Source organism: Maribacter luteus, assembly GCF_009674825.1.
Taxonomy (GTDB): Bacteria; Bacteroidota; Bacteroidia; order Flavobacteriales; family Flavobacteriaceae; genus Maribacter_A; species Maribacter_A luteus.
The window spans coordinates 194,207-207,201 of record NZ_WKJH01000018.1; the positions used below are offsets into that span (position 1 = coordinate 194,207).

The following is a 12,995-nucleotide window of genomic DNA, read 5'->3' on the forward strand; positions in this document are numbered from 1 at the left end:
GCCTGATTTTTTCAAATTAAAGTGTCAATGATTTTCTAATACCCAACTCTAAACCACGTATTTCGGCCAAACCGCGTAAACGGCCTATTCCAGAATAACCTGGATTGGTCTTTTTATGTAAGTCATCGAGCATTTGATGCCCGTGATCAGGACGCATGGGAATACTGTGATCCACTCGTCCTTCCTTCATTCTTCGAGCTTGTTCAATAAGAATTTCCTTTACAATGGCGAACATGTCTACATCACCTTCCAAATGATTGGCTTCGTAAAAATTACCTTCCTCATCGCGCTGTGTACTGCGCAAGTGAATAAAATGAACCCGGTCTGCGAATCTTTTGAAAATATGGACTAGATTGTTTTCAGGAATCACTCCTAAAGAACCAGTACAAAAAGTAATGCCATTGGATAAACTGGGCACTTGCTCAAATAAATACGCATAATCGGTTTCAGTGCTGACTACACGGGGTAGGCCTAGGATTTGATAAGGGGGGTCATCGGGATGAATGCACATGAGCACCTTATTTTGCTCTGCAACCGGAATGATTTCTTTTAGGAAAGATACAAGATGTTCTTTTAATTTTGCCCCATCGATTCCTGAATAAGTATTAAGGATATCTTGGAACTGTTCTAAGGTATACCCTTCCTCGGCACCGGGCAATCCCGCGATGATGTTATTAATTAATTTGGTTTTTTCCTCGGGGGGCAAACCATTGATATAAGCTTTTGCCTTGGTCTTTTGGTCTTCGGTATAGTTGTTTTCGGCACCTGGTCGTTGTAATAGGTACAGTTCAAAGCCAGCAAATGCAATTACATCAAAACGTAGGGCCTTTGAGCCATCTTGAACTTCAAAGTCCAAGGAAGTCCTTGTCCAATCCAAAACGGGCATAAAATTATAACACACGATTTGTATATCGCAATGAGCCAGGTTTTCAATACTTTTTTTATAGTTTTCAATATAAAGTTTGTAATCCCCTGTTTGGGTTTTAATGTTCTCATGTACAGGAATAGATTCAACAACGGACCATGATAATCCGGCATTTTCTATTTCCTTTTTCCGTTTATTGATTTCTTCTACCGACCATATTTCACCGTTGGGAATATGGTGTAAGGCGCTGACCACTCCCGTGGCACCGGCTTGTTTTATGTCTTGTAAGGAAACAGGGTCATTGGGACCGTACCATCTCCAGGTTTGTTGCATTGTCATTTTTGGATGTTTTTAATTATACGCCACTAAAAGCGCTGAACCCACCATCAATGGGAATAACCACCCCTGTTATGAATTTTGCGGCATCACTACATAAAAAATGAATGGCACCGTTCAGTTCGTCGGCCTCACCAAAACGGTTCATTGGGGTGTTCTTGATAATGGTATGGCCGCGTTCGGTATAAGACCCATCGTCATTGGTCAATAGTTTCCGATTTTGGTTTCCGATAAAAAATCCAGGGGCAATGGCATTCACACGAATCTTACCACCGAATTTGGTGGCCATTTCAACGGCCATCCATCGGGTAAAATTTTCCATGGCCGCCTTGGAGGCCGAATAACCAACTACTCTGGTAATGGCACGTTCAACGGTCATTGATGAATAATTAACAATTGAACCCTCTTTTTGTTTGGCCATGACTTCCCCAAAAACCATGGAGGGTAACACAGTCCCATTTAAATTAAGGTCGGTAACTTTTTGAAAATCGTTTATGTTCAAATCAAAAATGGTTTGGTCTGGCCCTATAGTGGCGCCGGGCATATTGCCACCTGCTGCATTCAAAAGAATATCGATCTTACCGAATCGGGAAAGTATTTCATCCCTGTTTTTTTCCAATGTAGCCTTGTCAAGGACATTGGTGACAAGTCCCATGGCTTCACCACCGTTATTAATAATGGTATTGACTTTGGAGGTTATAATTTTCTCGTCCCTATCCAAAATCACTATTTTAACTCCTGCTTTGGCTAAATTGTCCGCGATACATCCTCCTAGGACACCAGCCCCCCCCGGTTATTACCGCTACTTTATCTTTAATATTGAATTGATCCATGATGGATATAAGTTTTGATTTTTAGGAATTATTAATTTCTATATCCACGAAAATATGATCTGTTCGTTCTAAAGGAATGGATAAACTATCCAAAAGCATGGATAAATTTGTCAATGTTCCTTCGATGAGACTTAAATTATTATTGTTTTTGGGGATGTTAAATTAAAAAATACTCAATAATTTATGATAACCTTTATGAATAATCAATATAGCTATTTAAACAGTCTTTCCATGTTTTTGAATGAAAAATCCATCTTGGTAAGGATCAACTGTTCTAATTTTAACATAACATTAATATCCTAAGGAATAATCACATTTTTTAAACTAAACTAATTTAAAATGGAAAAACTTAAACTATTATTAATTGTCTTGTTCATAGGCATTTCATCAAACGCTTTTGGGCAAACGACACCTGTCTCCGGGGTTGTCACTGATGACCAAGGTATTGCTTTACCCGGGGCCAATGTTATGGAGAAAGGCACCACTAATGGCGTGGTAACCGATTTTGATGGGAATTTCACTATTTCTGTTAAAGATGCCAATGCTACGTTATCGGTATCATATATCGGATTTGAAACCAAGGAAATTAAATTGGATGGTTCGCAGAGCTACTCCGTACAATTAGCTACGGCTTCTACTGGTTTGGATGAAGTTGTGGTTATTGGTTATGGTTCGGTAAAGAAAAGTGATTTGACCGGAGCTGTAACGTCTTTGGATAGTGAGACGTTGACCGATCAGAAAAAAACCGACTTAGGTCAGGCTCTTCAAGGTAGGGTTGCTGGTGTTGACGTTAGAACGCTGAACTCAAAACCAGGTGCCCCACTCTCTATCAAGATTAGGGGAAACACGGTTATTACAGCCAACCAAGGAAATGAAAGGGATGGTGTAAGTGATAATTTGGATGATGACCCATCCAAACCACTTTTTGTAGTAGATGGTATCTTCTTTGATGATATCAGTGTATTGAATCCTGCAGATATTGAACAAATGGATATTTTAAAAGATGCATCGGCAACCGCTATTTATGGATCTAGAGGAGCTAATGGTGTTGTGATCATTACCACAAAGAATGGTGTAGAGGGCAAAACTGTTTTCACTTATGAGGCATCTTTTGGTCTTCGTTCAGCTACTAATATTCCTGATTTATACAATGGTCCGGAATACGTTGAATTTGTAGATGATGTTTTAAGGGCCAGAGCCTGGAGAGGTACTTCTGGATCTGTAGAAGATTACAATAATGTTGTCATTGACCGTTCCACGGAGTTTCAATCATCTAATGAAGAAGCGGATAATGTAGCCAATGGGAGATATACGGATTGGATGGACATGTTTAGAAAAACCGGCGTCCAAACTAGTCATACTGTAGGTATGTCGGGTGGTAGTAATGGCTTGGTTTATAGTGGGTCTATTGGTTACTTGCATGATGAGGGAATCATGGGCATCGAAGAATATGATAGATACAATATAAGTGCATCGATATCCAAGAAGGTTTCGGATCAATTGACGGTTGGAATAAAAACCTATTTGGCATTGTCTGAACGTGAGCAGGGAAGTAGGGAATTGTTCAGGAGTACATTACGTTTGGCTCCTACGGTAAATCCTTATGATACTAACGGGGAACCAATTTTGTTCCCAGACGATCAAGATCCTCGATTTGCGAATCCTGTTTTCGATGCGGAAGGGGCTTGGCGTAATAATAATAGGTCTTTGGATGTAATTGCCAATGTATTCTTAAATTACAAACCTACCGATTGGATTAATTTTAAAACACAATTTTCTCCAAATGTAAGTGCCCAACGTTTAGGCGAGTATCGAGGGTTATTGACAAAATCTTCTCGAAATGACCCTTCTAGAATACGTTCTTATTATAATTCTAGTTTGAATACTTCATATACATGGGATAATATTTTGGATTTCGATTTTAATATCGCCGATGGACATAATCTTAAGACTACTTTGATCAATTCTATTTATTATAGAAACCCGGAAGGTAGTAACATAGAGGTGAGGAATTTTGATACGGATGCCTACCTATTCTTTAATACAGAGGGAGGATCCGACACGCCAAGGGCCTATGGTAGTTATTTTGAAAAGGAAACCTTGGCTTCTTTTGCAGGTCGTTTAAATTATAATATCAAGGATAAATACCTTTTTACCTTTACTGGGAGGTATGATGGTTCGTCAAAATTAGCAGAAGGCAATAAATGGAAATTCTTTCCATCAGCTGCCTTTGCATGGAGGGTCAGTGAGGAACCATTTCTTCAAGAAGTGGATTGGTTAAATAACTTGAAACTACGATTGAGTTACGGGGAATCAGGAAACGACCAAACGGTTGATCCATACAGTTCCTTGGCATTTTTAACACAAAGTAGTTATTTGTTCGGAGATGATTTTCAAATCGGAAAAGTCGTTGAAGGTCTTTCGAATGCGGATTTGACTTGGGAAGTGTCCAAGGAATATAATTTTGGATTGGACTTTGCAATTTTGCAAAACAGGTTGAATTTTGGTATAGAAGTCTATAATAAAAAGACCGAAGGTAGTATTCTAGCTCGACAGTTGTCATATGTAACCGGTTTTGGAGGTGGAGGTACCGTAGGTAACTTTGGTTCTGTAAGAAACAAGGGTGTAGAACTTACCCTAAATACGGTCAACGTGCGTAATGATGATTTTACCTGGCGCACGAACATCAACTTTACGAAGAATGACAATGAAATTCTAGAGTTATACGGTGGTGTAGATCAGATATTGGTAGGGTCCGATGCTCGTTTGAACGGAGTATTGCAAGTTGGAGCCCCTATTGATGCGACTTTCGATTATGTAGTTGATGGAATTTGGCAAATTGATGAGGCAGCCGAAGCGAATTCTTTTGGAGCTATACCTGGTCAATATAAATTTGTTGATCAAAACGGTGACGGGGAAATAAACCTTGAGGATAAAAAGGTCATTGGTTCTCAATCCCCTGATTGGATTGCAGGTATGACCAATACCATCAATTATAAGAATATAGAATTGAATGTACAGGTAAATACAAGACAGGGAGTATTTGGTCATTCAGAATTCCATCAGAATTTTGCAACATTTCAAGGTGATAAGGCTAAATTCAATAGTTTGAACCAGGATTATTGGACACCGAACAACCCAGATGCGGAATATCCTTCACCTGAATATGGTGAAGATAGTGGTAGGCCTTGGTTTTATGAAGATATGTCCTTCGTAAGAATAGGCAATATTGGTCTAGCGTATCAATTTCCACAGGAGCTTTTGGATAAGTTGAAAATGTCTAGTTTGCGATTCTCATTGGATGTTCAAAACCCGTTCACTTTTACTGATTTTGCGGGGCCAGATCCAGAAACTGGTCTTCAGAACTCATACAACATGGGGTATTCAGTTAAAACGGTATTATTTGGCCTAAAGTTATCTTACTAATTTTTTTAAACTACAAAAAGATGAAAATATTTAATAACCTAAAGTATATATTAGGCTTGTTGGCCATTTTGATGCTATCAAATGCCTGTAATGACTATATTGAAGAAGAGATATACTCAGACATTACCAGTGAAAACTTTATCACCCAAGATAATGCGGATCAGTTGGTTGTTGGTTTATACGGTAGTCTTCGAGAAGTTTATCGTGACTATACCTTCGAATTTTTGGGAACCGATATCTTTGCCACTAAAGGTGAAACTTTTTCTTTCAGTGCTACCAACGACTATTTTAACTTAAATTCAGGAATAGGATTATCTGTTTGGTCCAATAATTATAGTGTTATCGCTAAAGCGAATACCGTTATAAACAGATTTGAAAATCAAATCAATTGGAGCGATGCCAATTTAGGTAATAAAGATTACGGAATTGCCCAAGCAAAAGCGTTACGAGCTTTGGGATTTTTTAACCTCGTACAGCAATACGGCGGTGTAGTGTTGGAGTTAGAGGAATCTCAAAGTATACGAACGGATTATGCACGGTCAACCGAGGCGGAAACCTATGCACAGATCATTACTGATTTGGAAGCTGCAATACCCAATTTATTGAGTAACCCAGATACGGGAAGGTTTTCAAAAAGGGCGGCACAACACTTGTTGGCAGAGGTTTATCTAACCAGGGCATATACTTCTTTTGCTGAAACCAATGATTTTGAAACTGCTGCGGCATTGGCAGAGCAGGCTATTGGTAATTATGATATCAGAAGTCAATCTTTTGCTGAGGTTTTCGATTATGACAACCAAGTGAATGATGAGGTTCTATTCGCCATACAATGGGGAAATAGTGGTTTAGCGGCTGACAAGAACAACAATAAGCATTCCCTTTTCATGAACCAGGTATTTAATTATCCTGGGATTAATAGGACCACTAGTCCTTATGGAACAAGTGGTTTTGGAGCCATGCCTACACCATTTTTCTATTCGTTGTTCGCAGATAATGACACTAGGGAAGAAGCTACTATTCATAGAGCCTTATTCGCAGATATAGAAGATACTTATGATGCTGATAATGATGGTCCATTACCAGAAGATGTTATTCAACCTGGGGATACCGTTATATTCTATCCTAAATATGCCCTTGATGCTACAGAATTGGCAGACAAATTGAATCGTTATTATGTTTATCAACCAGATCAGTACTTATTTGGTCTTCCTGATAACATACCTGGTGCTACGTATCAATATAGTGCGAACCAGGAAAGAACCAATTTCCCGATTTTCAAGAAGTTCGATGATCAGGATTTCAATGAAGAAACCGAAGGTGCACGTGACACTTATGTCTTTAGGGTTGCAGGTACCCACCTTTTAGCAGCAGAAGCTTATTTGGGTGCAGGCAATAGTGCATCTGCCTTGTCACATTTGAATATTGTAAGGGAACGGGCTACAGGTGTGGCCAATGAATACACAACGATAACCATTGATGATATTCTGAACGAAAGGGCCTTAGAGCTTGCAGGTGAGGCAAATCGTTGGGCGGTTTTAAAGCGAACAGGCAAATTGGAAGAACGTATTGATCTCTACAATCCACAGGTTATTGACCATGGAGCTTTTGATGCTAGTATACACTTGTTACGACCTATACCTGCAAATGAGTTACAGCTTTCCGATGGTTCATTGGAACAAAATCCAGGGTACTAAATTTTACATTGAATATATAAAAGTTGAGTTGATTAGTTTGAGTTAGTTTTAATACAGGCAGGAAAGTAAACCTGCCTGTATTCTATTACTTTTTTAACTGCTTAAAGCACAGATTCACCATTCAAATCTTAAGACCGTTATGCTAAGACACCTAAATGTTATTGGAGTGGTTTGCTTACTTTTCATGGGTATGATCATTATACTATCCTGCAACGATGATACAACGAATACATCATCCATATACTTAATTTCGGGTAAACATGCAGATGACGTTGAATTATCGACCATTGAAGATTTAAAAAATGATTTAGGCAAGGTTGTGCACGCTGATATACGGGTCGTTTCCGAAGGGGAAACAGTACCTCCCAATGCTTCCGTTTTCATTTTAGGTACGCCAGACTCCAACACATTGATCGGCACAATGGTCAATGTAGGCAAACTGGACCTTACGAAGGATAATCCCGGTCCACGTGGCGGAATCTGGGGTAAGATTGATTTAGAGAATAATGTGCAGGCCATAGTTATTGGGGGATCGGACACACAAGGACTGCAGTATGCCATATACGATTACGCTAAAGAAATTCTAGGTGTGGATGCACTGGAATATTGGACAGGCAAGATGCCACAACCCAAAACTTCACAGGCATTATTCAATTTTGAGCCAAAGATGATAGCTCCTCCACAGATTCCCATTCTAGGGTATTTTGAAAACGATGTTGATGAATTGGCCAATTATCGCGGAAAATTATTGGAGTATGATTGGGAAAGTTATACCGAAATGATCAACTCTTTGGTAAGACTGCGTTATAATGCCATTCAATTGTTCGACATGCTCGGGCGTCCTGAGTTCTTCATACGTCCCGAATACAAAAAATTAAGTCCAGATTATGCAATCAGGGAGACCTATATAGATAGTCTTATAGATTATGCCCAAAGCAAGGGAATGATGGTACAGATCGATGTGAGTATGGGTTATAAAATTAAACCATTAGATCAAAACAAAGCCGATTGTTGGAAAAACCACAAACAGGATTGGATCGATACATGGACCTATTATTTCGAGGAAACACCCTTTAAAAAGGCTGATATTATTTCATTAAGACCAAGAAACCAAGTATGGGATTGGGAATATAAAAGTACATGTGGTGAAGATAAAATTGAGGTCTTCAATGAAGTTTACCAAGTACTTGGCGATTTGATAGATCATTATAATCCAAATGCGAAAAAGGTCATGGTGTGCTATGCCGATGGTATGGAAATGTTCAATCAAAATTTAAATCCACCCAAAGATTGGTTGGTAGCGTGGTCCGATGATGGTTTTTCAGGATTCAAACATCTTCCCAAAAGTACCAAAGGATATGGTTTTGGTACCTATATGCATGCCGGTTTTTGGTTGAACCATACCGTACATGATCCTTACCCCAAGAAAATGGATACCATTATGAAAAATATGGTAAAGAATTATCAGGCCGATAAATATTGCTTGGTGAATGGACAACAGTTTAGACCATTTTTACTCAATATAGAGGCATTTTCGGAAATATCTAAGGACGTAAAGACATTTGATGGTGAACAATTCTATAAAGATTGGACACAACGTTATTTTGCACCAACCGTAGCGGAAGCTGCCGTAAAATCCATGAAAAAGTTACACGAGGCCCAATTAGATCGTGGGGGGTATGTAGAGCATTTATGGGAAATACGGGAAACGGTTTCCTATTTGAGCAATTCCCCCATTCGTAGACCGGGAAAGACTCCTGTACCTTATGATTATACTGCTGTTGAAGAAGATTACGAACATGTTGAAAATCGCCTGAAACTTGCGAAAGAAGCCCTCGAATTGGCTGTTGAAGGAGAAAAATCGGTGCAGAAAGAGGATACTTTTTATTATGATTACATCGTACTACCTATTCACTTATACCACGATCTATTGAATTTTGAGCATACGTTGCATCAAATGGCCCAACTGAAGAAAACCTTTGAGAAAACGAACGATTTTAAAGCTTTGGATAAAGCTTTGGAAACATTGGTATTAGCCAATGATCAACTAGAAACCATTCATAGGCGAAGCTTGGAAGGCGATCGTAACCAAAAATGGAAAAATTGGTATAATCCGGAAATTCGGAGGCCAAACAATGGTTTTCCCTCAAAACTAATGTTGAGCGACATTAAAACAAATTTGGCCCTATTAAAAAAACAGTAAATGAAAAGATTCCATATATTCAATAGCCTGGTCATTCTTACGATTCTAGTTTCTCTAAGTTCGTGTCGACAAAAGGTATCCACTGTTGTAGAAAAAGAGCACCTATCCGATAAAGTATATCCTATTTTGGATACTGAAAATTCCAGGTGGTTCTTTTTTTCCTCCGCAAGTCGTCCTTTTGGGATGGTGAATCTAAGTCCGGATACGGAAATAGATGGGGCATGGGGAAGCGGTTATCGTTATGCTGTTGATACCATTAAAGGTTTTAGCCATATACATGCTTGGCAGGTTTCAGGGTTGTCGGTAATGCCCGTAACCCTTGATAAGTCGAATGAAAATACTATTTTTTCTGATTTTTACTCCAAGTTCAGTCATGAAAAGGAGTCTATATATCCCGGTTATCATTATTTGGAATTGGAACGATATGGGATTATTACGGAATTAACGAGTACCACTCGTGTTGGTTTTCATAAATATTCATTTCCAAAAGAAAAGAAGGCGGGCATTTTGTTCAATTTGAATACGGTTTTAGGTCCTTGTGAGAATATCGAAGGTGTTTTGGAAAAATCAGGGGATAAGGAATTATCAGGTAAGCTTATAGCAGTTGCCACACATCGACGACCAAAGCCATTGACCATATATTTTAAGATTGAATTGAATACCCCAATTGAATCCATTGCCCGTGATCCCGAAACAGGGAATTATCTACTGAAGTTAACACCTACGGAAGATTCGGTATTGATGAAAGCTGGTATATCGTACACTTCAATAGAAAACGCAACCAAGAATATAAGGGAAGAGCTACCGAATTGGGATTTCAACACCGTGGTGGAGGATTCCCGAAATGAATGGGATGGCCTATTAGGTAGAATTAAAGTAAAAGGGGGAACGGATAATGACCAACGAAGGTTTTACACCGACCTTTGGCATGCCTTGCAGGGCAGAAGGATTATCAGTGATGTAAATGGCGCTTATCCTGACAATACGGCCGAGACCTTTCGTGTAGGACAATTACCACTCGATGAAAAGGGCAAACCAAAGTTCAACCACTATAATTCCGATTCATTTTGGGGGGCACAATGGACGATCAATACCCTTTGGGGCTTGGTTTATCCGGAAATAAAGGAAGAGTTTGTGCAATCACTTTTACAATATGGAAAAGATGGGGGATTAATCCCAAGAGGGCCATCAGGGGGTAATTATACCTATGTAATGACCGGTGCATCCAGTACGCCATTTATAGTAAGTGCCATACAACAAGGTATCATTTCCAATAATCTAGAAGAAATTTATCAAGCACTCAAAAAAAACCATATGCCAGGTGGTATCATGGGAAAGGCCGGCTATGAACATAAGACCGATTTGGGTGGTGGTTTAAAATATTATATCAATAAGGGTTATGTGCCCTATCCTATACCCGAAGGTAACTTCGGTAGCCATCAAGATGGTGCCAGTCTTACTATGGAGTATGCCTATCAAGATTGGACGTTGGCTCAATTAGCGAAGAAGTTGGGGCACCAGGATGATTATGATTCTTTTGTAAAAAGATCTAAAAACTATCAAAATGTCTATGATTCATCCAAAGGCTGGATGAGACCCAAGGATGTGGACGGAAAATGGTATGAGGATTTTGATCCATTTCAGGTTGAGCATGGTTTTATTGAATCAAATGGAGCACAATCCACTTGGTTTGTACCACATGATTTAAATGGACTGGCAGCTATTATGGGAGGGAAAGACATGGCCGTTGAAAAATTGAATGAGCAGTTTAAAATCGCGGAAGAATTGAATTTTACGGCAGGAACGTCACATGCTCAGGAAAGTCATCCCGAATATGGTCGGATCCCGATCAATTACGGTAATCAACCTTCGATTCAAACAGCTTTCATTTTTAATGAATTAGGTCGTCCGGATTTAACGCAATATTGGTCAAGGAAAGTAGTAGACAAAGCTTTTTCGGGTTTATCACCATCAACAGGGTATAATGGGGATGAGGACCAAGGATTAATGGGAAGTTTGGCCGTATTGATGAAAATAGGGCTGTTTCAAATGAACGGGGGAACTGAAGTAAATCCTGAATACCAAATTGGAAGTCCCATTTTTGATGAAATCACCATCAAACTGAATCCCAAGTATTATTCAGACAAAAACCTTACTATACAAACGTTGGATAATGCACCAAACAACACCCAGGTCAAGCAAGTGAGGTTTAATGAACAACCTATTGAAAATTATAGAATAAGGCACAGCGAGATTATAAAGGGAGGAACATTGATTTTGGAAATGTCCAGTAGGGCAACGATAAACAAAGATTAAATTATGCAGGTAAAAATTAAATTCACTATTGGTTTATTTTTAGCTGTTTGCCTCACGACGTATGCCCAACTTAAGAACAAACCGGATTTAGAAGAAGACTTTATGGATATGGGCTTTGGTGTATTCGTACATTGGAGTATGGATTCACAATTGGGAAGCGTCATCAGCCATTCTTTGGTTGGAGCCTCGGAAGATTATGTGGACAAATATATGAACGAACTTCCGAAAACATTTTATCCGGATAAATTCGATGCGGATGAATGGGCTCGTTTATTTAAGATCACTGGTGCGGAATACGTTGTTTTTACCACCAAACACCATAATGGGTTTTGTATGTGGGATACAAAGACTACTGATTTTAACATTATGAACACCCCTTACGGTAAGGATATTACTGGGCAACTGTTTAAGGCCTTACGTAAATATGATTTAAAAGTAGGGGTATATTTTTCTCCAGAGGATTTTTCTTTTTTGAACAAGCAAGGAACACTTATTTCCCGTAAACGGGAAAAAAGTCAAATTACCGATAATGCTGAATTATTGGCACATGATAAAGAGCAGGTCAAAGAACTGGTTTCAAATTATGGCCCAATAGATGTACTCTTTTTTGATGCATTTAAAACAGGACCGCTAGTTCAATATGTGCATTCCTTAGATCCCAATATTGTAGTAACAAGGGGGGAAATGAAAACGCCAGAACAAACGATACCGGATGCGCCCATGCCAGGGCCTTGGGAAACCTGTATGACCATGGGTACCCAATGGCAATATAAACCGACCAATGAATCGTATAAGGATGGAGGGGAATTGATTGGGAAATTAATAGAGATTAGGGCTAAGGGGGGTAACTTCCTTATGAATGTAGGGCCTAAGCCCAATGGGGAGATACCGATTGAACAAGAAGAACGTTTACGGGAAATAGCGTTGTGGATGTTTGTAAATGAGGAAGCCATAAAAGGCGTTCGTCCTATGGAAAAAACGATAAAGGATGGTTATGCCTGGTTTACCCAAAAGAAAGATGAAAATGCGGTTTATGTATTTATTACGGGGCAGAAGGATTGGTTTAAAGGAAGACGGCGCAGTTTTTTGCTTAAAAATTTAAAGGCTACCGATTCCACAACCATTTCAGTATTGGGACAGAATGATAAGGTAGTCGAATATTGGCCAGAGAACATTCCAGAATCACGATATATTCAACATGAAGCGTTATTGGAAATATCAGTTTCTAGGGCCCAAAGACTCTACAATGACAAAGTATGGCCAAATCCGATGGTGGTTAAACTAACGAATGTTGCTATTATTGAATAATGCGAATAAACCTA

The 12,995-nt window shown here is 39.1% G+C and carries 7 protein-coding genes; 5 read left to right on the plus strand and 2 right to left on the minus strand.

Annotated elements, in window-relative coordinates; all coding sequences use genetic code 11:
- Positions 1-16: 16 nt before the first annotated feature.
- Together uxuA and GJ691_RS12110 are read right to left on the minus strand one after the other, a co-directional pair.
- Positions 17-1,198, minus strand: coding sequence for a mannonate dehydratase (uxuA, locus tag GJ691_RS12105; protein WP_218944443.1), 1,182 nt, complete (start codon positions 1,196-1,198; stop codon positions 17-19).
- 22 nt (positions 1,199-1,220) lie between these two features.
- The gene (locus tag GJ691_RS12110; protein WP_343033482.1) at positions 1,221-1,964 is read right to left on the minus strand and encodes an SDR family oxidoreductase; all 744 of its coding nucleotides are present in this window, start codon (positions 1,962-1,964) and stop codon (positions 1,221-1,223) included.
- Positions 1,965-2,373: 409 nt separating this feature from the next.
- Here GJ691_RS12110 and GJ691_RS12115 point away from each other — a divergent pair, with 409 nt between their 5' ends.
- From GJ691_RS12115 to GJ691_RS12135, 5 genes are all read left to right on the plus strand, one after another.
- On the plus strand, positions 2,374-5,460 hold the full coding sequence (locus tag GJ691_RS12115; RefSeq protein ID WP_154367217.1) for a SusC/RagA family TonB-linked outer membrane protein: 3,087 nt from the start codon (positions 2,374-2,376) through the stop codon (positions 5,458-5,460).
- A gap of 20 nt (positions 5,461-5,480) precedes the next feature.
- Positions 5,481-7,154, plus strand: coding sequence for a RagB/SusD family nutrient uptake outer membrane protein (locus GJ691_RS12120; RefSeq protein ID WP_154367219.1), 1,674 nt, complete (start codon positions 5,481-5,483; stop codon positions 7,152-7,154).
- A 139-nt stretch (positions 7,155-7,293) separates the two neighbouring features.
- Complete coding sequence (locus GJ691_RS12125; protein ID WP_154367221.1) at positions 7,294-9,357, plus strand: glycosyl hydrolase 115 family protein; 2,064 nt, start codon at positions 7,294-7,296, stop codon at positions 9,355-9,357.
- Positions 9,358-11,673, plus strand: coding sequence for a GH92 family glycosyl hydrolase (locus GJ691_RS12130; protein WP_154367223.1), 2,316 nt, complete (start codon positions 9,358-9,360; stop codon positions 11,671-11,673).
- A gap of 3 nt (positions 11,674-11,676) precedes the next feature.
- Positions 11,677-12,981, plus strand: a complete 1,305-nt coding sequence (locus GJ691_RS12135) for an alpha-L-fucosidase (protein ID WP_154367225.1) — start codon at positions 11,677-11,679, stop codon at positions 12,979-12,981.
- The last annotated feature ends 14 nt before the right edge of the window (positions 12,982-12,995 follow it).